This is a genomic window from Saccharomonospora amisosensis (genome assembly GCF_011761185.1).
In the GTDB taxonomy this organism is placed as follows: Bacteria; Actinomycetota; Actinomycetes; order Mycobacteriales; family Pseudonocardiaceae; genus Saccharomonospora_A; species Saccharomonospora_A amisosensis.
Map to the genome: position 1 here is coordinate 3,507,759 of NZ_JAAOYM010000001.1, position 23,379 is coordinate 3,531,137.

Genomic DNA, 23,379 nt, shown 5'->3' on the forward strand with positions numbered 1-23,379 from the left:
GACGTTACCGCGCCGGTCCATAGCCTTGGGCCACGTACCTGGCATGCCAGGCGCGGGCCTGCGCATCGGTCAGCGAGGCCACCTGATCCACCACCACCCGCAGCCGGGCGGGGTCGTCGGCCGCGGCATCCCACGCCGGGCGCAGCATCGGGTCGAGCGCGTCGGGAGACCGTGACGGCAGTGCCGCCACCAACTCCGCGAGCAGTTGCCGCTGCCGCTCCTGCAACGCGAGCCTGCGCCGGTCGCTCATCACATACCGCAGTGCCAGCGCCTTCAGCAGGGCCACCTCGGCGGCGACCTGGTCGGGCACGGTGAGGTCGGCGGCGTAGCGCAGCAGCGGTCCCTCCCCGTGCGCGGCGCGGGTACCGGTCACCGCCGCCGAGGCGAACCGGCCGACGAGTTCACTGGTCAGCCGCTTCAGCGCCACCTGCGCACGCAGCGAGGAGTCGTAGGGATTCTGCACCAGCGCCGCGACGACGGGCAGCCGCAGCAGCTCGGCGGCCGCGTCCTCCAGTGTGGACACCGAGCGATCGCAGAAATGCTTGGCCGCCAACTCGGCGGCCGCCGCGCGCTCCTGCGGGTCGGCGAGCACCCCCAGCGAGATGCGCCCGGCGAGCACCCCGTCCTCCACGTCGTGCACCGAGTACGCGACGTCGTCGGCCCAGTCCATGATCTGCGCCTCCAGGCATGTCCTGTGCGCGGGAGCGCCCTCGCGCAGCCAGGTGAAGACCTCGAAGTCGTCGGCGTAGACACCGAACTTCGGCGACGCGGCTTGCCTGCGCCACGGGTACTTGGTGGCCGCGTCCAGGCACGCTCGCGTGAGGTTGAGGCTCGCCACCTCGGAATCGTCGCCGAGCACCTTCGGTTCGAGCCTGGTGAGGATGCGCAGCGTCTGCGCGTTGCCCTCGAAACCGCCGCAGGCCCGCGCGGCCTCGTCCAGCGCCGACTCGCCGTTGTGCCCGAACGGCGGATGCCCGATGTCGTGGGCCAGCCCGGCGGTGTCGACAAGGTCCGGGTCGGCCCCCAGGTCCTCGGCGATACCGCGGCCGATCTGAGCGACCTCGAGCGAGTGCGTCAGCCGGGTGCGCGGCACGCCGCTGACCTCGGCGCCCTCCCCCGGCCCGACGACCTGGGTCTTGCCTGCCAGCCTTCGCAACGCGGCCGAGTGCAGCACCCGCGCCCGGTCCCTGGCGAACGCCGAGCGCGTGTCACCACGCGAACCCGGCAACGCGGCGCCCTTGGGCGGTTCGGCGAATCGGCGTTCGCGGTCGTGGGCCGTGTAGCCGTCCATCGCAGCCAGCGTAGCGGGCACCGGCCGCGTCGGTGCCCGGCGACGATCAGCCGAGCAGTTCCTTGACCAGCCCGGCGACCTGGCTGGTCTCGATGAGGAACGAGTCGTGCCCGTACGGCGAGGACAGCCGCGCGTAACGCGCGTGCGCGATGCCCTCGGCCAGTTGCCTCGCCTGCTCCTCCGGGTAGAGGCGATCGCTGTCCACCCCGACGGCGATCGTGCGCGCGCTGACCCTCGCCAGCGCCTCCCCGACCCCGCCTCTGCCCCTGCCGACGTCGTGGTCGTTCATCGCCTTGGTCAGCAGCACGTAACTGGCGGCGTCGAAGCGACGCACCAGCTTGTCGGCGTGGTGATCGAGGTAGGACTCGACGGCGAACCGCTCGTCAAGGTCGTCACCGTCCGGGTTCTGCAGGTCACGCCCGAACCGTGCGTTCAGTTCCGGCTCGCTGCGGTAGGTGACGTGCGCGATGCGGCGCGCCACGCCGAGCCCTCGATGCGGCCCCTCACCGGGGCCCGCATCGTGGTAGTCACCGCCACGCCAGCCCGCGTCGGAGACGATGGCGTGCAGTTGCGGCGCGGCCCACGCGATCTGGTCGGCCGAGGAGGCGGCCGGGCAGGCGAGCAGCAACAGCGACGCCACCCGGTGCGGCTCGCTCACACCCCATTCCAGCGCGCGCATCCCGCCCATGGAGCCGCCAAGCACGCACGCCCACCGCTCGATGCCGAGCGCGTCGGCGAGCGCCGTCTCGGCGGCGACCTGGTCGCGGATGCTGACCTTCGGAAACCGACTGCCCCAGTGCCTGCCGTCAGGGGCACGCGACGCGGGGCCCGTCGAGCCCTGACAGCCGCCGAGAACGTTGGGAACCACGACGAACAACTCGTCGGTGTCCAGCGCCTTGCCCGGACCGATCAGCCCGTCCCACCAGCCCGCGGTGGGGTGGCCCGCTCCAGCGGGCCCCGCCGCATGGCTGTCGCCGGTGAGGGCATGCTCGACCAGCACGGCGTTGGAACCGTCGGAAGCGAGCGTGCCCCAGGTCTCGTAGGCGAGCTGGCAGCCAGGAAGGGTCGCGCCGAACTCGAGCGGCAACGGCGCTTCGTGCCGCAACCACAGCCGGTCGCCAGCAGGATCGCCCTCCTGCCACGCACCGGTGGCGGGAGGGGGGTCCTGGTCCGGCGGCGGGGTCGGCGAGGTCGGCGAGGTCGGCGAGGTCGGCGAGGTCGGCGAGGTCGGCGAGGTCGGCGAGGTCACAGCACCGCCTTCGCCGCCCTGAAGCCGGCTTCCAGGTCCGCCTTGAGGTCCTCCACACCCTCGATGCCGACGGCGAGCCGGACGAGGCCGGGCGTCACCCCGCTGCTGAGCTGTTCCTCGGGGTTGAGCTGGCTGTGCGTAGTACTGGCCGGGTGCACGATGAGGCTGCGCACGTCGCCGATGTTGACCAGTTGGCTGTGCAGCTCCGTGCCGTCGACGAACGCACGGCCCGCCTCGACCCCGCCGCGCAGTTCGAACGACAGCACCGCGCCAGCGCCCTTGGGCAGGTACTTCCTCGCCGCCTCGTGGTGGGGGCTGGACGGCAGGCCCGCGTAGTACACCCGCTCCACCTCGTCACGCTGTTCCAGCCACTCCGCCAGTGCCTGCGCGTTGGCCACGTGACGCTCCATCCGCAGCGAGAGTGTCTCGATGCCCTGCAGGATGAGGAAGCTGTTCAGTGGGGCGATGGCGGCGCCGGTGTCGCGCAGCCACTGCACGCGAGCCTTCGCGGCGAAGGCGCCGGGACCCAGCGCCTCCCAGTACCGCAGCCCGTTGTAGCTGGGGTCGGGCTCGGTGAAGCCGGGGAACCGATCGGCGTGCGCACCGAAGTCGAACGTCCCGCCGTCCACAAGCACGCCGGCGACGGTGGTGCCGTGCCCACCGAGGTACTTGGTCGCCGAGTGGACGACGACGTCGGCGCCGTGCTCGATGGGCCGCAGCAGGTACGGGGTCGGGACGGTGTTGTCCACGACCAGCGGCACACCCACCTCGTGTGCCACGTCGGCCACGGCGCGCACGTCGAGCACGTTACTGCCCGGGTTGGCCAGCGTCTCGGCGAAGAACAGCTTGGTGTTGGGCCGCGTCTCGGCCCGCCAGGATTCCAGGTCGTCCTGATCGGACAGGAAGCTGACCTCGACCCCCAACTTCGGCAGCGTGTAGTGGAACAGGTTGTAGGTGCCGCCGTACAGCGCAGGGCTGGACACCACGTGGTCTCCCGCGCCCGCCAGGTTCAGTATCGCCGCGGTGGTCGCCGCCGACCCGGACGCGAACGCCAGCGCTGCGACCCCGCCTTCCAGCGCGGCCACCCGCTGTTCGAGCACGTCCTGGGTCGGGTTCATGATCCGGGTGTAGATGTTGCCCGGCTCTGCGAGGCTGAACAGGTCCGCGCCGTGTTGGGTGTCGCGGAAGACGTACGACGTCGTCTGGTAGATCGGGGTGGCCCTCGCACCGGTCGCGGGATCGGGCTGCGCGCCCGCGTGGATCTGCTTGGTCTCGAACGACCACGCTTCGGTCATCGACTGGCTCCTTCTGCGGCTGAAGCGGGTGGGCCTGACCTCGACGTTAGTGACCGCGCGAGAAAACGCCCAGCTTCTCCCAGCCAGTGGGACCGCTTCGGTGCTGGTCAGCTCAGCCCGGCCCCACCCATCGTGTCGGCGGATTCCTTGGACATCCGGTAGTACAACAGCGCGGCGGTCTCCCGGAAGATGTAGCGCGCCTGTGTCTGCCGTGTCTGCACGATGGGGCCGCTGTGCGTCGGTGAGGTCCACGCCCGCAGCCCGGCGTCCTCGGCCATGATCCTCGCCCGCAACGAGTGCCACGGGTCGCTGACGATCACCACGGTGCTCCAGCCGCGGGCCCGCGCCTCGTCCGAGACGGCGCGCAGCGAGCGGAGCGTGTCGCTGCCCTTGCCCACGGCGACTACGGCCGACGGCGGCACGCCGTGTTCGGCCAGCCACCGTGCCCCGGCCTGCGCTTCGGTGAACGTGTCACCGACGCGGCTGCCCCCTGAGGTCAGGATGTGTGAGGAGACGCCGTCGGCGTAAAGCTGCCTTGCGTGCTCCAACCGCGCCTCGAAGATCTTCGACGGTGTGCCGTTGTACTGTGCGGCGCCGAGCACGACGATGGCGTCGACCTGCGGACGCTCATCGGCCCGCGCGACCTGCCACACCCGGAAGGCCGTGCCGCCGACCACCAGCAGCCCGACCAGCACCGCGCCGAGCACCAGCCTGCCGAACCAGCGTGGGACAGCGGCGGGCAATGTCAGCACCCGATCAGCCGCGCGGCCAGGTAGGACTCCAGCTTGTCAATGGCGACGCGCTCCTGCGCCATCGAGTCGCGCTCGCGGACCGTGACGGCCTGGTCCTCCAGGGTGTCGAAGTCGACGGTCACGCAGTACGGCGTGCCGATCTCCTCCTGCCTGCGGTAGCGCTTGCCGATGGACTGGGCGTCGTCGAAGTCGACGTTCCAGTGCTTGCGCAGCGCCGCGGCGAGGTCGCGGGCCTTGGGCGTCAGATCGGCGTTGCGGGAAAGCGGCAGTACCGCCACCTTGTACGGCGCCAGCCTCGGGTCCAGTTTGAGCACGGTGCGCTTGTCGGTACCGCCCTTGGCGTTGGGCACCTCGTCTTCGGTGTAGGCGTCGATCAGGAACGCCATCATCGGCCTGCCGACCCCGGCGGCCGGCTCGATCACGAACGGCCGGTAGCGCTGCCCCGATGCCTGGTCGAAGTACGAGAGGTCGACACCGGAGTGGTTGGAGTGCGTGGTGAGGTCGAAGTCGGTTCGGTTGGCGATGCCCTCCAACTCGCCCCACTCCTGGCCGGAGGAGAACCCGAAGCGGTACTCGATGTCCACGGTGCGCTTGGCGTAGTGCGACAGCTTTTCCTTCGGGTGTTCGTAGTGGCGCAGGTTGTCCCTGCTGATACCCAGGTCGACGTACCACTGCGTGCGCAGGTCGATCCAGTACTGGTGCCAGCGCTCGTCCTCACCGGGCTCGACGAAGTACTCCAGTTCCATCTGCTCGAACTCCCGGGTCCGGAAGATGAAGTTGCCCGGGGTGATCTCGTTGCGGAACGACTTGCCGATCTGACCGATACCGAACGGTGGCTTCTTGCGCGAGGTGGTCTGCACGTTGAGGAAGTTCACGAAGATGCCCTGGGCCGTCTCCGGCCTCAGGTAGTGCAGGCCTTCCTCGGACTCCACGGGGCCGAGGTAGGTCTTGAGCATCATGTTGAACTCGCGCGGCTCGGTGTACTGCCCGCGGTTGCCGCAGTTGGGACACGGCACGTCGGAAAGGTCGCCCTCCGCGACCTCGGTGCCGGTGCGCTCGGCGTAGTCTTCGGCCAACTGGTCGGCGCGGAACCGGTGGTGGCAGGAAAGACACTCCACCAGCGGGTCGTGGAACGCGTTGACGTGGCCGGAGGCCACCCACACCTGGCGCGGCAGGATCACCGACGAGTCCAGACCCACCACGTCGTCGCGGGACTGCACCATGGTCTTCCACCACTGGCGCTTGATGTTGTCCTTCAGTTCCACACCAAGGGGCCCGTAGTCCCACGCCGACCGGGTGCCGCCGTAGATCTCCCCGGAAGGGAAGACGAAACCACGGCGCTTGCACAGGTTGACGACGGTCTCGATGGTGTTGGCGGGCTTGTTGGCGGGCACTGAACGCTCCGGGGCATGCGGAATCGACTATGACTGTGAGCTACCAGCGTATCCGGCAGCCGGGATACCACGCCCGGGAGGTTGGCCTCACCACCGGCTTCAGGGACGGGTGAGCAACTCGGCCGTGACGATGCGGTTGTCCACGTAGCCCTGGCCCGAACTGGTGTACTCGCCGCCGCACGTGACCAGCACGAGCCGGTGCGGGCCCTGCTGGGAGAACAACCTGGGCGCGTGCCGGGGCAGTTCGTCCTTGTGCAGGGTGAGGGTGTCGACGATCCGGTACACCCAGCGCCCTCCCGTGGCATCCCGCACGGTCACCCGCTGCCCCGGCCGGTCACGCCACAGCTCGGCGAACGGCCCGGTGCGACCGCCCCAGTTCACGTGTCCCGACAGCAGTGCGACACCACGTTCGGCACCCAGCCCGGCTCCCCACCACGTGGCTTCGTCGAGGTCGTCGGGGATCGGCAGGGTGCCGTCGGCCGTCAGCTCGCGCCGCACCAGCTCCGCGGTGCCGCCCCGCGGCAGCCGCACCGTGCCGGGTGGCTGCCCTTCGCTTGTCGCCACGCGGGTGGCGGAAGTCGTCGGGGTGAGCTCGACGGCAGGGGGCGCCGTGGTGCCCGGCGCGGCGGCAGCCTGCCGGGGGGTCGGCGCCGCACCGGGAACCACGGTGGGTGCCGCCAGCAGCAGGGCGGCACCCGCGACGAACGCGGCGACCGCGAGCGCCGCGACGGCGACCGCGAGCCTGCGGGCACGCATTCGCGGCTACTCCTCCCCTCGCCCGGCAGGGGTGCCGCGCCGACGGGCGAGCAGCAGCGCGAGCGCACCCAGCGCCACGCCGCCGCCGAGCAACCCCACGCCGAGCGGCGCGGTGTCGACGGTCGAGGCCGCGGACTGCTGTGCGGGTTGCCGCACACCCGCCGGGATCGTCAGCGGGACGCTGGGCCTGGTCGATCCGCCTGCCGTGTCGCGTGCGGTGAAGTCGGACGGCACCGAGCAGCTCACGCCGCCGAGCACCAGTTTCGTCCGGATCTGACGCGCCTGGGCCTGATCGCTGGACCGTGCTGTCGAGGTACCGATCGACGGCGAACTCGTCGAGGTCTCGGTGTCGCCGGTGGCGATGGCCGGGGTAGTCGGGGTAGCCGACGTGAGCCCGGACTCCTGCGACTCCTCGGACTCCTGCGACTCCTCGGACTCCTGCGACTCCTCGGACTCCTGCGACTCCTCGGACTCCTGCGACTCCTCGGACTCCTGCGACTCCTCGGTCTGCTGCGACTCCCCTGCCGGCTCGACGTGGGTCACGATCTCCACCAGCCAGCCCGCGACCGCGGTGACGTCGCCTTCGCGCCACTCGTCCTGGCGAAGCAGCTGATCGAACGACGTCACCCTGCGGATCGTGAGGTCGGAGGTCACCGTTGCACCGTCGCTCGCCACCTCGATCGGCGGCCCGAACGGCAGGCCCTCGCGCTTCACGACGCCGTCGCCTTTAGGGAGGGCCACGGCACGCAACTGCCCATCACGGGTGAGCAGCGAAAGCCGATCGGCCGTGGTCCGCTCCCGCACCCGGTCGGGGGAAAGGCATTCGACCTCACTTCGAGCCGCTCGTAGCTTCAGCACGGTCGTGTCGGAGCCTCGGTCGGTGAGCACGAAATCCGCCTCCGCTGCCGCGGCGGGCACGTAGGTGTCGCGCAGCGTGGCCGTGATGTCGTGCCCGCCAATCCGCAACAGGAAGTTCGGCCCCGCCGCGTCACGTTCGGCATCGGACTGCGGCAGGCGCGACCGGTTCGGCGACAGCCGTGAGGTACCCGGCAGCAGCGGCGAGCGCTGCGTTTCGCTGATGACCGAACCACCACCCGCACCATTGCCGTCGTCGACGACCGCCAGCGCCGCCGCGTTGGCGTAGCCGACGGGACCGGTGTGCTCGTCGACCCCCTCGGTGCCGTACGCGGTACCCGGTACGGCCGCGAACGCCACCGCCACGACGGCACAGACTGCTGGCTTCGTAACGTTGCGAACCATGCTTCCCCTCGGTGCTTCCACGTCGCCGCGCGGATCATGAGCCACTGTCCCGCCCGCCGGAGCACTAGGATGGTAGAGCACATCCCCAACCGCTGCTTCACGACAAGGCTGGAGATCGACATGGCGACGGTTGGCTCGCAGGCACCCTCGGCACTCCCCGGAGGACCCGAGGGGCACGAGCACTCACCCGCGCGGCAGCCACCCGCCGCGGTCCCCGCGCCACCGACCGCTACCCTTGCCGCTTCCGGCGAGCTGTTGCGCGCGCTGGCGGCCCCGGTGCGCATCGCGATCGTGCTCCAGTTGCGCGCCGGTGAGCGGTGTGTGCACGAGCTGGTCGACGCGCTGGACGTGACGCAACCGCTGATCAGCCAGCATCTGCGGGTGTTGAAGGCCGCAGGAGTGGTACGCGGCGAGCGGCGTGGCCGCGAGGTCGTGTACCACCTCGTGGACGATCACCTGGCGCACATCGTCGTCGACGCCGTCGCACACGTGCAGGAGGGTGCGCGAAACGAATGAGCTGGGCAGTGACACGCGACACCGCACCCGTTCCCGGGCGCAGGGCGACCCGCCAGCGCGCGGCCGTGGTCGAACTCCTCGGCGAGATCGACGACTTCCGCTCGGCGCAGGAACTGCACGACGAGCTGCGCAAACGCGGCGAGGGCATCGGGCTCACCACCGTGTACCGCACCCTGCAGTCGCTGTGCGAGGCCGGGGAGATCGACGTGCTGCGCACCAGTTCCGGCGAAGCGCTCTACCGAAGGTGCTCCGCGCACCACCATCACCACCTGGTGTGCAGGCACTGCGGCTACACCGTGGAGGTGGAAGGACCCGCGGTGGAACGGTGGGCGGAGAAGATCGCCACCGGCAACGGGTTCTCCGAGATCAGCCACACCGTCGAGATCGTCGGGACCTGCGCCAGCTGCGGGCCCGAAGCCGCCACCGGAGACGGGACACCCGGCTAGTGCACGGTGGTCCCCCGCCACGCCGAGGGCGTCACGAGCCGAGCAGCTCGCTGCGGACCTGGGAAGCCGTGGAAACCACGAGCATCAGCAGGGTGCCCAGCGGCGTGGCATCCAGCCCCTGCGCGGGAAACGCGTAGCGCAGGGTCAGGTCCATGCCCCGCTCGGTGTGGACGATACCGAGCGTGCCGAACAGGCCCTGCCCAGCGCGCTCGGCGACCGAGGCGGCCAACGTGGGTTGGTCGGGCAGATCCCAGGCCACCACGCAGGTCAGGCTGAGTACCTCGAGTCCTTCGGCGAGCCGCATCGCCTGCACCACGCAGGGCACGTCGGCGTGTGAGAAGGTCAGCGTCCCGTCGTCGTCGGTCCGTACTTCGAGGAAACGTTCCAGCGCGAGCCGCGCAGAGGTCAGCAGTTCCGCGGTGTGAGCCGCCTCAGACGTCATCGTTTTCCTCCCTGCGCACCGGCTTTCACCGCGGCATCGACCGCGGCGCCGAACCGGCGGTCGCGTTTGGCGTACTCGACGCAGGCGTCCCAAAGCTTCGTGCGGTCGAAATCGGGAAAGAGCGTGTCCTGAAAGACGAATTCCGCGTAGGCGGACTGCCACAGCATGAAGTTGGACGTGCGCAGCTCGCCCGACGGTCGCAGGAACAGGTCCACGTCAGGCATTTCAGGCTGGTACAGGTACTTCGCGATCGTGCGCTCGTCCACTTTGTTCGGGTCCAGCTTGCCTTCGGCGGCGAGCACGGCGATGCGCCTTGCGGCGTCGCCGATCTCGGCCCTGCCGCCGTAGTTCACGCACATCGTCATGTTGAGTCGAGTGTTGTGTTTGGTCTTCTCCTCGGCGGCCTGCAACTCCTTGACCACGCTTTGCCACAACCGGGGCTTGCGCCCTGCCCAGCGGATGCGCACGCCGATGGAGCCGAGGTAGTCGACCTGCCTGCGGATCGTGTCACGGTTGAAGCCCATCAGAAAGCGCACCTCCTCCGGACTGCGCTTCCAGTTCTCGGTGGAGAAGGCGTAGACCGACAGCCACTTGACTCCCAACTCCACAGCGCCGCTGGCGACATCGATCATCACCGCCTCACCGCGCTTGTGCCCCTCGATGCGGGGCAACCCTCGCTGGTTCGCCCACCGACCGTTGCCGTCCATCACCAGGGCCACATGATTGGGCACCAGTTCCGGTGGAATTCGCGGCGGGCGCGCCCCCGACGGATGCGGGTCAGGCTCCCGCAACTCCATCCGCGGTTTCGCGGCCTCGCGTCCCCTGCGCCGCACGTGTTACCTCCGTATCGCCGGACACCGGGTCCGACCCTAACCTGCCCGTGATCGGGGCCTCGCGGGCACGGCGTTCCACGAGCGGCAGCGACTTCAACTGCCGCTCCAGATGCCACTGCAGGTGCGCCGCGACAAGGCCGCTGACATCGCGCCGGACACCCGCGGCGCTCTCCTCCGCCACCGGCCAGTCACCGTGCAACAGCGCGGCGAGCAGCACCAGTACCTCCGGCGACGGGTGCACGGAACCGGGAACCCGGCAGCGCGCGCACAGCGAACCGCCCGCCTGTATGTTGAACGCCCCGTGCGGTCCAGGCTCGCCGCAGCGGGCGCACTCGGTGATGGCCGGTGCCCACCCCGCGAACGACATCGCACGCAGGAAGAAGGCGTCCAGCACCAGCGAGGCGTCTCGCTGCCCGCCAGCCAGTGCTCGCAAAGCACCGGTGACCAGCAAGTACAGCTTCAGCACCGGCTCGCCTTCCTCGGCGGTCAGCCGGTCGGCGGTTTCGGTGATCGCGCTGGCGGCCGTGTAACGCTGGTAGTCGCCGACGATCGGCAACGCGAACGCGTCCACCGTCTCGACCTGCGTGATCACGTCGAGCGTGCGTCCGGTGTAGAACTGCACGTCCACGTGCCCGAACGGTTCCAGCCTCGCCCCGAACCGGGAGGTGGTCCGCCGCACTCCCTTGGCAACCGCGCGCACCTTGCCGTGCCTGCGGGTCAGCAGCGTGATGATGCGATCGGCTTCCCCGAGCTTGTGCACCCGCAGCACCACGCCGGTGTCCCGATAGAGACTCACCCGTTCAGTTTCCCACGTGCGCCGAGGCCCTTCAGCAGCGTCGGAGCAGCACTTCGGCGAACGGTTCGCTAGAAACCCAGCTTGCGCAGTTGCTTGGGGTCGCGCTGCCAGTCCTTGGCCACCTTGACGTGCAGGTCGAGGTACACCCTGCTACCCAGCAGCGCCTCGATGTGTCTGCGCGCCTTGGCCCCGACCTCTTTCAGCCGCGCCCCTCGGTGCCCGAGAACTATGCCCTTCTGGCTGGGCCGCTCCACGTACAGGTGCGCGTATACGTCCACCAGGTCGTCGCGGCCCTCGCGGGGGTGCATCTCCTCGATGGTCACCGCGATGGAGTGCGGCAACTCGTCGCGCACGCCTTCCAGCGCCGCCTCCCTGATCAGCTCGGCGACCAGCGTCTGCTCCGGTTCATCGGTAAGGTCACCGCCCGGATACAACTGCGGGCCCTCGGGAAGCCGGGCCACCAGCAGGTCGGCGAGCTTGTCGACCTGGAAGCCGTCGACTGCGGATACGGGCACCAGGTCGGCGAAGTCCATCACCTCCTGCAGCGCGACGAGTTGCTCCGCGACGCGCTCCGGGGTGACGAGGTCGGTCTTGGTGACGATGCCGAGCACCGGGGTCCTTCGCGCGATCTTGGCCAGTTCGCCCGCGATGAACCGGTCACCCGGACCGACCCGCTCGTCGGCGGGCACGCAGAATCCGACGACGTCCACCTCCGACCACGTGGAACGCACCAGGTCGTTGAGCCGCTGGCCGAGCAGCGTCCTCGGCCGGTGCAGACCGGGCGTGTCGACGATGATGAGCTGGGCGTCCTCACGGTGCACGATGCCCCTGATCGCGTGCCGGGTCGTCTGCGGCTTGCTCGAAGTGATCGCGATCTTGGAACCGACCAGCGCGTTGGTCAGCGTGGACTTGCCCGCGTTGGGCCTGCCGACGAAGCACGCGAAACCCGAGCGGTGCACCGCTGTCCCGGTCGCGTCATGCCCGGTCGCCTCTGCGGTGCCTGGCCCGGCCGTGCCCCCCTCGCTGATACGACTACCTTCGTTCATGGCCGGGACCTCCGGGGAACGCTTTGTTCGCTTGTCCTGCGAGGACTGTCGTGAGACGGCGTCCCTGGAGGTTTCAGCCGGAGGCTTGTCATCTCGGAAGGTGTCGTCCCGGTGAGGACTGGTTTATCAGCACGATGCAATGCCTCCCGCTCCGGTTGTCGTGTCCATAGACGGGAAAGGAATCGACGCACTTGTTGGGAGTTGGTATCGACTGGGCGGAGTCGTTTCACGATGTCGCGCTCGGCAGACCTGATAATGGGATCGTCGAACAGTTTCGTATCGACCACACCGCGGCCGGTGTGGGCCGGTTGATCGCTCGGTGCTTGGAGTTGGAAACCGACCCGGCTGATGTGCGTGTTGTGTTGGAAACCCGGCACGGTGTATTGGTCGAGGCATTGACCGACGCGGGGTTTACCGTGTTGCCGGTCAACCCTGACCTGGTCGCCCGCCGTCGTGGCCCGGCGAAGAAGAAAGACGACGCCGAAGACGCCCGGATCTGTTGTTTGCTGGCGTTGGATCAGTTTCTGGAATTGCGGAAGTTGATCCCGCACGGCAATCTGGCTGGCGAATTGCGTTCGATCGCCCGCGATGACGAACGAGCGGCCCGGGACCAGCGGCGGCTGCTCAACCGTCTTCGCGCCGATCTGCTGGCCACTTTCCCGGCCGCGCTGACCATCGCCGGTGACGATCTGGGCAGCCCTGTCATGCTGAAACTGCTGGCCACCTGGCCCACACACGCCCAACTCGCCGGCGCCGGTACCGACGCGATCGAGTCCTTCGCGCGGTCTTCCCGACACGGCTGGCCGGACCGGTTCGCCGCCCGTGTTGCCGACGCCCTCACCGTCGAGCAACTCCCGGTTCGCGATTACCTGATCCGCGCGAAAGCCACCACAATCTCGTTGACCGCGACCCAGCTTCTCGCGTTGCGTGAGGCTCGGAAATCGTGGGAACGCCGCATGGCAGAACTGCTCCTCGGCGACACCCGGTACGGCCGCGCCAAACAACCCAGAAATCCCGATCCGGGAAAAGCGATACCGGGCGGTGACATCTACCTGAGTTTCCCCGGACTTGGGGACATCCTCGCCGCCCGGATCGCCGGAGAGATCGGGGATCACATCGAGCAATTCGACACCCCGAACGGGCTGCAATGCTACGCCGGAACCGCACCCGTAACCCGACGATCCGGCCGCAGCGAGCTCGTCATCGCCCGCCGCCTGGCCCATAACCGATATCTCGGCACCGCCGTGCACCAATGGGCCTTCTGCACCCTCACAACCTCGACCTGGGCGCGCGAGTTCTACGACCGGAAAATCACCGCCGGAAAAGCACACCACAGCGCCCTGCGCGCCCTCGCCAACCGCTGGCTGGAAATCCTCTGGCACTGCCTCACCAAAGGCATCCGCTACGACGAAGCCGTACACATACGCAACCGATCCAAAACCCTCCAAACAGCTACCGCCGCCTGAGGTTGACAGAAGGTGTCTCACCGGATGGTCTCCCGCAACTCCCCCGCCGCGTCGGCCCGCAGTATCGGCGCGTCGGGGGTCAGCTCGCGCACGGCACGCACCGACAGGTCGCCGACCGCGGCGGCGTCGGTCACCACGGCGGCCGCTTCCAGTCCCTCGGCTCCGCTGGACACCGCGGCCGCCACGGCGGCCTGCAGTGCCGTCAACTTCAGCGAAGGCAGTTCCACGGTGGCCGCCGCGTATGTGCGGCCGTCGACGTCGCGCACGGCGGCGCCTTCCTCGGCCTGCACCCGCGCCCGTGCGGAGCGCGCGAGGATGATGATCTTCTCGTCCTCGGGGTCGAGGTCAGGCATGTTCGACTCTCCTGTCGCGTTCGTCTTGCTCGTCGGTTCGGGTCGCGGTGTTCGGGCCGATCCGGTGCCCATCGGCCGTGCGGACGACAACCGTGGTGATGCGCATCCGGCCCCTGCGGTCCTTGCCACCCTCCGCCCGTAGCCGAAGGCCCTCCACCTCGGCCTCGGCGCCGGGCAGCGGTACTCGGCCGAGCCGCTGCGCCAGCAACCCGCCCACGGTTTCCACGTCGTGGTCGGACAGGTCCACCCCGAACAACTCGCCGAGATCGTCGACACCAAGCCTTGCCGACACGCGCACGACATGGTCGTCGACCACTTCCACCGGAGGGGTCTCCTCGGTGTCGGACTCGTCGGTGATCTCGCCGACGATCTCCTCGATGATGTCCTCGATGGTGAGCAGGCCCGCCGTGCCACCGTACTCGTCGACGGCGATCACCATATGGGTACGCGACACCTGCATCTCCTTCAGCAGGTTGTCCAGCCGTTTGGAGTCCGGCACGAACGTGGCCTGGCTCATCAGCTCACTCACCTGCCGCGCGGTGCCCCCGTCAGCCATGGAGGCACCGACCAGGTCTTTCAGGTTGACGATGCCGACGATGTCGTCCACCGACTCTCCGATCACCGGCAGCCGGGTGAAACCCGTGCGCATCGACAGCGCCAGCGCCTGCCTTACCGTCTTGCCCTGCTCGATCCACACGATCTCGGTGCGCGGCACCATCACCTCACGCGCGACCGTGTCCCCCAGTTCGAACACCGAGTGGATCATCTCGCGCTCGTCGGTGCCCACAACGCCGCGTTCCCCCGCGAGATCGACCAGCTCGCGCAACTCGTCCTCGGTGGTGAACGGTCCCTCGCGGAATCCCCTGCCCGGTGTGATGGCGTTGCCGAGCACGATGAGCAGCCTGCTCAGCGGGCCAAGCACCTTACCGAGCACCCGCACCGGACCCGCTACCGCGAGACCGACGCGGTAGGGGTGCTGCCTGCCGACGGTGCGTGGACCGACGCCGACGATGACGTAGCTCACCAGCACCATGACCAGACCCGCGACCAGCACGGCCAGCCATACCTGGTCAAACCAGCGCAGGCTGACAACCGTGACGAACACGGTCGCGGTCAGCTCCGCGCCCATCCGCAGCAGCAGGAGCAGGTTGATGTGTCTGCTGCGTTCCTTCAGCACGGCCACGAGTTGCCTTGAACCGGCCCGGCCCGCACGCACCAGCCCCTCGGCGCGAGCCAGCGACGCGGTGCTTACGGCCGCGTCCGCGGCGGCGAAGCTGCCGCCCAGCAGCACCAGCAGGACGGCGACGACCAGGAAGGTGGCCGAACTGCTCACGGCGCCTCCGGCTCCGGCCTTCCGTCGAGTCCCGCAGCACCGAGCAGCCGCTCGTCGTTGTCGCGCTGCGCGTCGCGGCGCTGCACCTGGGCCACGGCCGCGCGGAAGTCGCCGAGGATGCGCTTCTGCAGCGCGAACATCTCCTGCTCCTCGGCGGGCTCCGCATGGTCGTAGCCGAGCAGATGCAGCACACCGTGCACGGTCAGCAGGTGCAACTCGTCAAGCAGCGAATGGCCCGCCGAGCGCGCCTGCTCCTTGGCGAACGCGGGGCACAGCACGATGTCGCCGAGCAACGCGGGCGAGGCCTCGGCCGCGTCGGGGCGCCGGGTGGACTCCAACTCGTCCATCGGAAACGCCATCACGTCGGTGGGCCCTGGCAGGTCCATCCAACGCTCGTGCAGTTCCTCCATCACGTCCAGTGTCACGAGCAACACCGACAACTCGGCCAGCGGGCTGACCTCCATCTGGTCGAGCGCGAACCGGGCGGCGGACACGATCGACACCTCGTCGACGTTGACCCCCGACTCGTTGGCGATCTCGATGCTCACCTGCGCCCCTGCCCACCGACCACGTGACCGTTGCCAGACGCCTCCTGCACCGCGTGCCACTTCTCGTAGGCATCGACGATGTCGCCCACCAGCTTGTGCCGCACAACGTCGTGGCTGGTGAGCGTGGCGAAGTGCAGGTCAGCGACTCCTTCGAGGATGTCACGGACAACCCGCAGCCCGCTTCGCTGCCCGCTGGGCAGGTCCACCTGCGTGATGTCGCCGGTGACCACGATCTTCGAGCCGAACCCCAGCCTGGTCAGGAACATCTTCATCTGCTCCGGCGTGGTGTTCTGCGCCTCGTCGAGGATGATGAAGGCGTCGTTGAGGGTGCGGCCACGCATGTAGGCCAGCGGGGCGATCTCGATGGTGCCCGCCTGCATGAGCCGGGGGATCGACTCCGGGTCCACCATGTCGTGCAACGCGTCGTACAGCGGCCGCAGGTATGGGTCGATCTTCTCGTACAGCGTTCCCGGCAGGAAGCCCAACCGCTCACCGGCCTCCACGGCGGGCCTGGTCAGGATGATCCGGTTCACCTGCTTGGCCTGCAGCGCCTGCACGGCCTTGGCCATCGCCAGGTAGGTCTTGCCCGTGCCCGCGGGACCGACACCGAAGACGACCGTGTGCTTGTCGATCGCGTCGACGTAGCGCTTCTGGTTCAGCGTCTTCGGCCGGATGGTCCGGCCGCGCCGGGACAGGATGTCCATGCTGAGCACGTCAGCGGGAGACTCGGAGGCGCCCGCGGAGAGCATGGCGACCGTGCGCCGGACCGTGTCCGGCCCGACCTGCTGGCCGCGGTCGGCGAGGGTCACCAGTTCGGCGAAAACGCGCTCGGCGAACGCCACGTCGGCGGGGTCGCCGGTCAGGGTGATCTCGTTGCCCCGCACGTGCACATCGGCGTCGAGAAGCTCTTCCGCGGCGCGGAGGTTCTCGTCACGAGTCCCGAGTAGCACGAGCGCTGCGGTGTCGGGGACCTCGAAATTCGACTGTGCCCGCTGCGCTGGGGTCGCCGCGGCTTGTGCGGCTTCTGCGGCTTGTGCGGAATGCTGCGGAACGGTTCCGGCCACGTGGCCTCTGGCCTGCTTTCTGCGCGGCTGCGCTGCTCGTGTTACTGGTCTCGCGTGTCGATGTTATCGGCATCCGCACCTGCGGGCAGGTGCGTTTATCCTGACGCACCCGTATAACGCCCGAAGAACCCGAGCTGTTCCCCTCCGAGCACGTGTGCGTGCACGTGAAATACGGTCTGACCTGCGTCCGCGCCGGTGTTGAACACGACACGGTAGCCATCGCCCAGCCCCTCCAGCTCCGCCACCCTGGCCGCTGTGGCCACCACGTCGGCGAGCAACTGGGGATCGGCGGCGGCGAGTTCGGCCACGTCTCGGTACCGGGTCTTGGGCACGACGAGAACGTGGGTGCTGGCCTGCGGGTTGATGTCACGGAACGCCAGCGTCGTCTCGGTCTCGTGCACGATGTCGGCGGGCAGTTCCCTGGCGATGATCTTCTCGAACAAGGTCTCCGCGTCGCTCATTGCTCTCCCACCTTCCGCAGGCGACGTGCGGCATGGTACGTGATCAACACCGCGCGCGCTCAGACCCGAGACCGGCACGGGGGACACGGATCGGTATCCAGGCCCTGCTGCAGCGCCATCCGTTCGAGCAACGCGGTCAGCCGGGTACGTTCTCCCGCGTCGAGCGCGGCGCAGATGTCGTCCTCGTGTGCGGCCGCGGCCTCTCGCACCCTGGCGAGCAGCGTGTGAGCCTTGCCGGTTAGGTGCAGGGCGTGGTTGCGACGGTCCTTGGGACACCGCCGCCGGTCCACCAGGCCCCTGGCGTCCAGGCTGTCGATGAGCGCGACGACCCGGCTGGGCACCACCCCCAACTCGGCGGCCAGCGAGCGCTGGCTGCGTCCTGGCTCGCAGGCGATCATCCGCAACAACACGATGTCAGGAAGTGTCAGGCCCAGCTCACCAGCACGTTCGGCGAACCGGCTCCGCGCATGCGCACCGAGCTGGGCGAGCAGGAAGGCCGCGGTCCTGGTCGGGAAATCCGCGACCGCCGCCCGGTCTTCGTCCGCCGTGGTCACGCAGCGCACCCTACCGTACCGGTGAGTAACCCAACCGTAGCCGAGGCGCCCCGAACCTGCCTCGCGCGCTGTCACGTTACTCGGCCACGCCGTGTCTTGAGGTTGAACACCAAACCGGCAAGGGAGGACTCATGGACCTCGCACTGTGGATCTCCGCAGGGCTGCTCGCCGCCGTCGCACTGGTCGGCGGTATCAGCAAGACCTTCGTACCCAAGGAAAAGCTGGCGGGAGCCGCGGGCGGGCGCTGGACCGCCAACGCGAGCCGCGGCTTCATCAAGACCCTCGGCGTCCTGGAGTTGCTGGCCTCGGTCGGGCTGATCCTGCCCGCCTTGGTCGACATCGCACCGATCATGGTGCCGGTAACCGCCGTGTGCTGGGCGTTGCTGATGGTCGGCGCGGTAAGCACCCACGTGCGGTACCGCGACGGCGCGAAGTTCGTGGTGGCGACCTCGGCCTATCTCGCCCTCGCCGCGTTCGTCGCGTGGGGACGCTTCGGCCCGGAGTCCTTCATCGCCTGACCGACGCCCCCGACGAAGCCGTGAACAGCCTGGGCATGCGAAGCACCGTACCGGGGAGTAACCATTCTGTGCCGTGAATTGCCGTCGTCGCACGCACTATCCGAACGACCCATAACCCGCGAGGAATGTTCATCATGGTGAACCATTCGATTTATGGAATGAATTCCGCTCGCCTCGACCTTCTGAACACAGTGGACTACTTGAGCGTAGGTAAGGGTTGCGGCGAACCAGTTTGAGGCGCCGCGGGGCGGTGAAGCCTGGGGGTCGCTTCACCCGCCGCCGCGGCTCCGCCGGACCGAGGGGGAGGTGTCCGGCGGGGTCGTCGACACCCGAGAACTTCTCGCGTGCCCGATCGTGGCAAGAGTACGGGCAGCGACGGCAGTGGCGCCAGGAAACGCGTCGAAAAGCGGAGAAAATGTCGCGGGCGTTTCAGTCGAATGCGTCCGTTCGGCCTATCGCCAGCGCGCGGTCAGGGCACCGAGCGCACCCAGCGCGACGGTGGCGGCCGTGGACGCGCGCAGCACAGTCGGGCCCAGCCGCGCCCTGATCGCGCCCACGGCGACCAGTGTGTCGACCTCCTCCTCGGTTACGCCACCCTCCGGCCCCACCACCAGGACAAACTCGCCGCGCTCCGGCAGCTCAACCTCGGCGAGGGTCCGCTCCGCGCCCGCGTCGAGCACCACCGCACCCGCCGCCCGCGACACCAGCTCGGCGAGCCCATCGGTGTCCACCGGTTCGCTCACCGTCGGCACCCGGCCACGACGCGCCTGCTTCGTGGCGACTCTGGCCGCGTTGCGCCAGCGGCCCAATGCCTTGGCGCCCCTGGCACCCTCCTCCCAGCGAGCGATGCTGCGCGCCGCACGCCAAGGTACGACCGCATCCGCGCCTGCCTCGGTGGCCAACTCGACGGCCAGCTCACCTCGGTCACCCTTGATCAGCGCCTGCGCGACCGTCACGAGCAGCGCGGGAGGCTGCTCCAGCCGCCGTCGCGTCACCAGCAGCTCCAGTGAGGGAGCCCTGCCAGGCCTTATCGACTCCACGACACACTCGGCGAGGGCGCCCTCGCCGTCACACAGCGCCAGCCGCTCCCCCTGCCGCATGCGTCGCACGGTGACGGCGTGGCGTGCCTCCTCGCCGTCCAGCACCGCATGCGGGCCCTCGGGCAGCGTCGCCACCAGGAAGACCGGAGGCGTCGCGTCGGGCATCAGCGGCTCTTGGCGCGCAGCTTCGAGAACAGGCCGCCCTGCTTGTGGCCGTTGCCCGCCAGCGACGGCGCTTCCTCACCACGGATCTGCGCGAGCTGACGCAACAACTCCGCCTGCTCCTCGTCCAGCTTGGTCGGCACGACGACATCGATGTGCACGTGCAGGTCACCCCTGCCGTCGACGCGGCCGGACGAGCGCAGCCTCGGCATGCCCATGCCGGTGAGCAGCAACTCGGCGTTCGGCTGGGTCCCCGGCTCGATGTCGATGTCCTGCACCCCGTCGACGAGGGTCTCCAGCGGAACGGTGGCACCGAGCGCGGCACTCGTCATCGGGATGCGCAGATGACAGTGCAGGTCGTTGCCCTCCCTGACGAAGACCTCGTGCGGAGCCTCGTCGATCTCCACGTACAGGTCACCCGCGGGGCCACCGCCAGGGCCTACCTCGCCCTGCCCGGAAAGCCGGATGCGCATGCCGTCGCCAACACCCGGCGGGATCTTCGCGGTCACGTTGCGCCGCGCCCGCACCCGGCCGTCACCGCCGCACTGCTGGCACGGGTCGGTGATGACCTCGCCGAAGCCGCGGCACACCGGGCACGGCCTCGCGGTAACCACCTGCCCGAGGAAGGAACGTTGCACCGACTGAATCTCGCCCTGCCCACCGCAGGTGTCGCAGGTGGTGACGGTGCCACCCTCCGCGGTGCCCGCGCCGCGGCAACGGTCGCACAGGATCGCCGTGTCGACGGCGATCTCCTTGTCCACGCCCGTCGCGCACTCCTCCAGTGTCAGGCTCAGCCTGATCAGCGCGTCCGAGCCCGGCTGAACACGGCTGCGCGGACCCCTGCCCCTGCCACCACCGGTGGCGGCGCCGAAGAAGGCATCCATGATGTCGCCGAGCCCGCCGAAACCAGCGAAAGGGTCGCGCCCGCCCGCGCTCGCGCCGTTGTCCAGCGGGTCGCCACCGAGGTCGACCACCTTGCGCTTCTGTGGATCGGACAGCACCTCGTAGGCGGTGGTGACCTCGCTGAAGCGGTGCTGCGCGTCCTCGGACGGGTTGACATCAGGGTGCAGCTCACGCGCGAGCTTGCGGTATGCGCGCTTGATCTCCTGATCGGTCGCGTTCTTCGACACCCCGAGGATGCCGTAGTAGTCCCTGGCCACCGTCTTGCCGTCCTCCTAGAAACGCCTACTTGCCGGACAGGATCTGGCCCACGTAGTTGGCCACAGCACGCACCGCCGCGATCGTGCCCGGATAGTCCATCCTGGTGGGGCCGACGACACCCATGCCCCCCATCAAGATCTCGTCCGAGCCGTAGCCGATCGACACCACCGACGTACTGCGCATCTGCTCGTCCTCATTCTCCTCCCCGATCCGCACCGTGATCGCACCGGGGTTACGCGCGGCGGCGAGCAGTTTCAACACCACCACCTGCTCCTCCAGGGCTTCCAGCACCTGCCGCAGCGAGCCAGGGAAGTCGGCGACGTTGCGCGTCAGGTTGGCGGTACCACCGAGCACCAGGCGTTCCTCCGGGTGCTCCACCAGGGACTCCACGAGCACGGTGCACACCCGTGTCATGGCGTCCCGCAGTTCGGTTGGGGCGTGCTCGGGCAGTTCGGACACCTTCGCGGCGGCCTCGGCGAGCCGGTGCCCCTGCAGCGCCGAGTTCAGCACGTCACGAAGCCGGGCCACCGAATCGTCGCTGATCACGTCCCCGAGGTCGACGATCCGCTGGTCGACGCGGCCGGTGTCGGTGATGAGCACGAGCATGAGCCGGGCAGGGGTGAGCAGGACCACCTCCACGTGCCGCACCGTGGAGTTGGTCAGTGTCGGGTACTGCACCACCGCCACCTGCCGGGTCAGCTGTGCCAGCAGCCGCACCGACCGCCTGAGGACGTCGTCGAGATCGAGCGCACCCTCTAGGAACTGCCCGATCGCCCGCCGCTCGGCGCTGGAAAGCGGCTTGACCTCGGAAAGTTTGTCCACGAACAGCCGGTAGCCCTTGTCCGTGGGGATACGGCCCGCGCTGGTGTGCGGCTGGGTGATGTAGCCGTCCTCCTCGAGGGCGGCCATGTCGTTGCGAACGGTGGCACTCGACACGCCCAGGTTGTGCCGGTCGACCAACGCCTTCGAACCGACCGGCTCGTGGTTGGACACGTAGTCGGCAACGATGGCGCGCAACACCTCGAAGCGACGCTCGTCAGCGCTGGCCACCGGCGTCTCCTCTCGTCGTCAACTCGACCTGCCCATGCCTGGCTGACGACGAGTTTACGTTCTTACAGCCGCTGTGGAGCAGTCCCTGCGCACGGCAGCGGGCTCCGTGTGCCACCACGCCCGGCAGCACCGGTGATCTCGCTCACAGAACAGTGGGTGAAGGTCAGCGGTCCGGCCGGTGAGTTTCACGGACTTCCCGGTCGGCCACGGCGACGGACTCACCGAGTATTCGCAGCGCTTGCCCGGTTTCCTCGGCCGTCAGCGTCATCGGCGGCGCGAGCCGGATGACGTTGCCGTGCAACCCACCCTTGCCCACCAGCAGGCCGCGCGACTTGGTCTCCTCCAGCACGATTCCCGCTGCCCGCTCGCTGGGTTGGCTGCCGCCGGGTACGACGAGTTCAAGGCCGATCATCAATCCCTTGCCTCGCACATCGCCCACCACGGCGTGCGCGTCGCCGATGTCGCGCAACCCGCGAAGCAGCCGCTCGCCGAGTTCGGCCGCGTTGGCCTGCAGGTCGTTGTCCAGCAAGTAGTCCAGCGTCGCCATGGCCGCGGCCGTGGCGAGCGGGTTGCCGCCGAAGGTGGAGATGGAGTTGGCCCGAAGGCAGTCCATGATCTCGCGGCGGGCGATCACCCCGCCCATGGCGAGGCCGTTACCGACGCCCTTGGCGAAGGTCATGATGTCCGGTGTCACGCCGTGGGCCTCGATGCCCCAGAAGTGCTCGCCGGTACGCCCCCAACCGGTCTGCACCTCGTCGGAGACGAGCAGGATGCCCTCCTCGTCAAGGACCTGCTTGAAGGCTTTGAACAACCCGTCAGGCGGCACGTTGAACCCGCCCACACCCTGGATCGGCTCCGCGATCAGCGCGGCGACGTCGCCCGAGGTCGTGGTGGCCAGTACGTCGCGCAGGTCCTGGACACAGGCGGCGATGTACTCGGCGTCGGAGTAGCCGGAGAACGGCCCTCGGTAGCGGTAACCGCCGTGTACGTAACTCACCTTCACGGGAGAAAGCGAACTGGCCGACCAGCCCCGGTTGCCGGTCACACCCACGGTGCCGAAGGCTCTGCCGTGGTAGGAGTTGCGCAGCGCCAGCACCTGATTGCTGCGGCGGTACTGCGTCGCCAGCATGAGCGCCGTCTCGTTGGCTTCCGTGCCGGAGTTGGTGAAGAACACCTTGGCGTCGGGGATGCCGGACAGCTTCGCTATCCGCTCGGCAAGCTCAACCTGGTTGCGGATGAGGTACAGCGTGGAAGTGTGCAGCACTCCGGTGTCGAGCTGGGCTCGCACCGCGTCGGAGACCTCGGCGATGTCGTAGCCCAGCGCGTTGGTGAGGATGCCCGCGAAAAAGTCCAGGTAGCCGCGACCCCGCGAGTCGGTCACGTGCCGCCCGCTCGCGCGGACGATCTCGATGGGGTCGGAGTAGTACAGCGTCAGCCATTCCGGCAGCACGGCCCGATGCCTGCCCAGCAGGTCCGATTCGGTCATGCGGTCGAGTCTCACCGCACACCGCACACCGCGCCAGGTACGAAGCCGACGCCCGCGCCCTCGTCACTGCCCGTGCACGTGCCCTTCGCCCAATCGGGGATGATCAT

The 23,379-nt window shown here is 68.8% G+C and carries 25 protein-coding genes; 4 read left to right on the forward strand and 21 right to left on the reverse strand.

Going from position 1 to position 23,379, the window contains the following annotated elements; translation table 11 throughout:
• Nucleotides 1-4 precede the first annotated feature (4 nt).
• The 7 genes from FHU38_RS17055 to FHU38_RS17085 all read right to left on the reverse strand — a co-directional run bounded on the left by FHU38_RS17055 (nt 5) and on the right by FHU38_RS17085 (nt 7,958).
• Nucleotides 5-1,291: a deoxyguanosinetriphosphate triphosphohydrolase gene (locus FHU38_RS17055; protein WP_167172631.1), complete on the reverse strand. Its 1,287-nt coding sequence runs from the start codon at nt 1,289-1,291 to the stop codon at nt 5-7.
• A 46-nt stretch (nt 1,292-1,337) separates the two neighbouring features.
• Nucleotides 1,338-2,540, reverse strand: a complete 1,203-nt coding sequence (gene metX / locus FHU38_RS17060; RefSeq protein ID WP_167172633.1) for a homoserine O-acetyltransferase MetX — start codon at nt 2,538-2,540, stop codon at nt 1,338-1,340.
• Nucleotides 2,537-3,835, reverse strand: a complete 1,299-nt coding sequence (locus FHU38_RS17065) for a bifunctional o-acetylhomoserine/o-acetylserine sulfhydrylase (protein ID WP_167172635.1) — start codon at nt 3,833-3,835, stop codon at nt 2,537-2,539. Before FHU38_RS17065 ends, metX begins: the two co-directional genes overlap by 4 nt.
• A gap of 107 nt (nt 3,836-3,942) precedes the next feature.
• Nucleotides 3,943-4,578, reverse strand: a complete 636-nt coding sequence (locus FHU38_RS17070) for a YdcF family protein (protein ID WP_167172637.1) — start codon at nt 4,576-4,578, stop codon at nt 3,943-3,945.
• 2 nt (nt 4,579-4,580) lie between these two features.
• Nucleotides 4,581-5,981, reverse strand: a complete 1,401-nt coding sequence (locus FHU38_RS17075) for a glycine--tRNA ligase (protein WP_167172639.1) — start codon at nt 5,979-5,981, stop codon at nt 4,581-4,583.
• Nucleotides 5,982-6,080: 99 nt separating this feature from the next.
• Nucleotides 6,081-6,737, reverse strand: coding sequence for a class F sortase (locus tag FHU38_RS17080; RefSeq protein ID WP_167172641.1), 657 nt, complete (start codon nt 6,735-6,737; stop codon nt 6,081-6,083).
• A 6-nt stretch (nt 6,738-6,743) separates the two neighbouring features.
• Complete coding sequence (locus FHU38_RS17085) at nt 6,744-7,958, reverse strand: hypothetical protein (protein ID WP_167172643.1); 1,215 nt, start codon at nt 7,956-7,958, stop codon at nt 6,744-6,746.
• A gap of 159 nt (nt 7,959-8,117) precedes the next feature.
• Between FHU38_RS17085 and FHU38_RS17090 the strand changes: the two genes are divergently transcribed.
• Together FHU38_RS17090 and FHU38_RS17095 are read left to right on the forward strand one after the other, a co-directional pair.
• On the forward strand, nt 8,118-8,513 hold the full coding sequence (locus FHU38_RS17090; protein WP_167176200.1) for an ArsR/SmtB family transcription factor: 396 nt from the start codon (nt 8,118-8,120) through the stop codon (nt 8,511-8,513).
• Nucleotides 8,510-8,959 carry a Fur family transcriptional regulator gene (locus FHU38_RS17095; protein ID WP_167172645.1) on the forward strand — a complete coding sequence of 150 codons (450 nt, stop codon included), beginning with the start codon at nt 8,510-8,512 and terminating at the stop codon, nt 8,957-8,959. Before FHU38_RS17090 ends, FHU38_RS17095 begins: the two co-directional genes overlap by 4 nt.
• Before the next feature lie 31 nt (nt 8,960-8,990).
• On the opposite strand, the gene FHU38_RS17100 is transcribed toward FHU38_RS17095, so the two are convergent.
• From FHU38_RS17100 to era, 4 genes are all read right to left on the reverse strand, one after another.
• Nucleotides 8,991-9,401: a hypothetical protein gene (locus tag FHU38_RS17100; RefSeq protein ID WP_167172647.1), complete on the reverse strand. Its 411-nt coding sequence runs from the start codon at nt 9,399-9,401 to the stop codon at nt 8,991-8,993.
• The gene (locus tag FHU38_RS17105; RefSeq protein ID WP_167172649.1) at nt 9,398-10,234 is read right to left on the reverse strand and encodes an isoprenyl transferase; all 837 of its coding nucleotides are present in this window, start codon (nt 10,232-10,234) and stop codon (nt 9,398-9,400) included. Before FHU38_RS17105 ends, FHU38_RS17100 begins: the two co-directional genes overlap by 4 nt.
• Nucleotides 10,179-11,030 carry a DNA repair protein RecO gene (gene recO, locus FHU38_RS17110; RefSeq protein ID WP_167172651.1) on the reverse strand — a complete coding sequence of 284 codons (852 nt, stop codon included), beginning with the start codon at nt 11,028-11,030 and terminating at the stop codon, nt 10,179-10,181. The genes FHU38_RS17105 and recO overlap by 56 nt, the downstream gene beginning before the upstream one ends.
• A 68-nt stretch (nt 11,031-11,098) precedes the next feature.
• Entirely contained in the window at nt 11,099-12,076 is a 978-nt protein-coding gene (gene era, locus FHU38_RS17115; RefSeq protein ID WP_208415717.1) for a GTPase Era, read from the reverse strand.
• A 194-nt stretch (nt 12,077-12,270) separates the two neighbouring features.
• Between era and FHU38_RS17120 the strand changes: the two genes are divergently transcribed.
• Nucleotides 12,271-13,542 (forward strand): IS110 family transposase, encoded by a 1,272-nt coding sequence (locus tag FHU38_RS17120; protein WP_243852283.1) that lies wholly within the window; start codon nt 12,271-12,273, stop codon nt 13,540-13,542.
• 17 nt (nt 13,543-13,559) lie between these two features.
• Here the strand turns inward: FHU38_RS17120 and FHU38_RS17125 are convergent, their stop codons facing one another.
• From FHU38_RS17125 to FHU38_RS17150, 6 genes are all read right to left on the reverse strand, one after another.
• Complete coding sequence (locus tag FHU38_RS17125) at nt 13,560-13,895, reverse strand: cytidine deaminase (protein ID WP_167172656.1); 336 nt, start codon at nt 13,893-13,895, stop codon at nt 13,560-13,562.
• Complete coding sequence (locus FHU38_RS17130) at nt 13,888-15,228, reverse strand: hemolysin family protein (protein WP_167172658.1); 1,341 nt, start codon at nt 15,226-15,228, stop codon at nt 13,888-13,890. The genes FHU38_RS17125 and FHU38_RS17130 overlap by 8 nt, the downstream gene beginning before the upstream one ends.
• Nucleotides 15,225-15,776, reverse strand: a complete 552-nt coding sequence (gene ybeY / locus FHU38_RS17135; RefSeq protein ID WP_167172660.1) for an rRNA maturation RNase YbeY — start codon at nt 15,774-15,776, stop codon at nt 15,225-15,227. Before ybeY ends, FHU38_RS17130 begins: the two co-directional genes overlap by 4 nt.
• Nucleotides 15,773-16,840: a PhoH family protein gene (locus tag FHU38_RS17140; RefSeq protein ID WP_167172662.1), complete on the reverse strand. Its 1,068-nt coding sequence runs from the start codon at nt 16,838-16,840 to the stop codon at nt 15,773-15,775. Before FHU38_RS17140 ends, ybeY begins: the two co-directional genes overlap by 4 nt.
• Before the next feature lie 95 nt (nt 16,841-16,935).
• The gene (locus FHU38_RS17145) at nt 16,936-17,301 is read right to left on the reverse strand and encodes a histidine triad nucleotide-binding protein (RefSeq protein WP_167172664.1); all 366 of its coding nucleotides are present in this window, start codon (nt 17,299-17,301) and stop codon (nt 16,936-16,938) included.
• A 59-nt stretch (nt 17,302-17,360) separates the two neighbouring features.
• Nucleotides 17,361-17,855, reverse strand: a complete 495-nt coding sequence (locus FHU38_RS17150; RefSeq protein WP_167172666.1) for a MarR family winged helix-turn-helix transcriptional regulator — start codon at nt 17,853-17,855, stop codon at nt 17,361-17,363.
• Between the two features lie 131 nt (nt 17,856-17,986).
• On the opposite strand from FHU38_RS17150, the gene FHU38_RS17155 reads away from it, so the two are divergent.
• Nucleotides 17,987-18,373: a DoxX family protein gene (locus FHU38_RS17155; protein ID WP_167172668.1), complete on the forward strand. Its 387-nt coding sequence runs from the start codon at nt 17,987-17,989 to the stop codon at nt 18,371-18,373.
• 452 nt (nt 18,374-18,825) lie between these two features.
• Here the strand turns inward: FHU38_RS17155 and FHU38_RS17160 are convergent, their stop codons facing one another.
• The 4 genes from FHU38_RS17160 to FHU38_RS17175 form a co-directional block, all read right to left on the reverse strand.
• Complete coding sequence (locus FHU38_RS17160) at nt 18,826-19,578, reverse strand: 16S rRNA (uracil(1498)-N(3))-methyltransferase (RefSeq protein WP_167172670.1); 753 nt, start codon at nt 19,576-19,578, stop codon at nt 18,826-18,828.
• Nucleotides 19,578-20,735, reverse strand: a complete 1,158-nt coding sequence (gene dnaJ / locus FHU38_RS17165; RefSeq protein WP_167172672.1) for a molecular chaperone DnaJ — start codon at nt 20,733-20,735, stop codon at nt 19,578-19,580. The genes FHU38_RS17160 and dnaJ overlap by 1 nt, the downstream gene beginning before the upstream one ends.
• A 25-nt stretch (nt 20,736-20,760) precedes the next feature.
• The gene (gene hrcA, locus FHU38_RS17170; protein ID WP_167172674.1) at nt 20,761-21,786 is read right to left on the reverse strand and encodes a heat-inducible transcriptional repressor HrcA; all 1,026 of its coding nucleotides are present in this window, start codon (nt 21,784-21,786) and stop codon (nt 20,761-20,763) included.
• 163 nt (nt 21,787-21,949) lie between these two features.
• Complete coding sequence (locus FHU38_RS17175; protein ID WP_167172676.1) at nt 21,950-23,272, reverse strand: aspartate aminotransferase family protein; 1,323 nt, start codon at nt 23,270-23,272, stop codon at nt 21,950-21,952.
• Nucleotides 23,273-23,379: the final 107 nt, after the last annotated feature.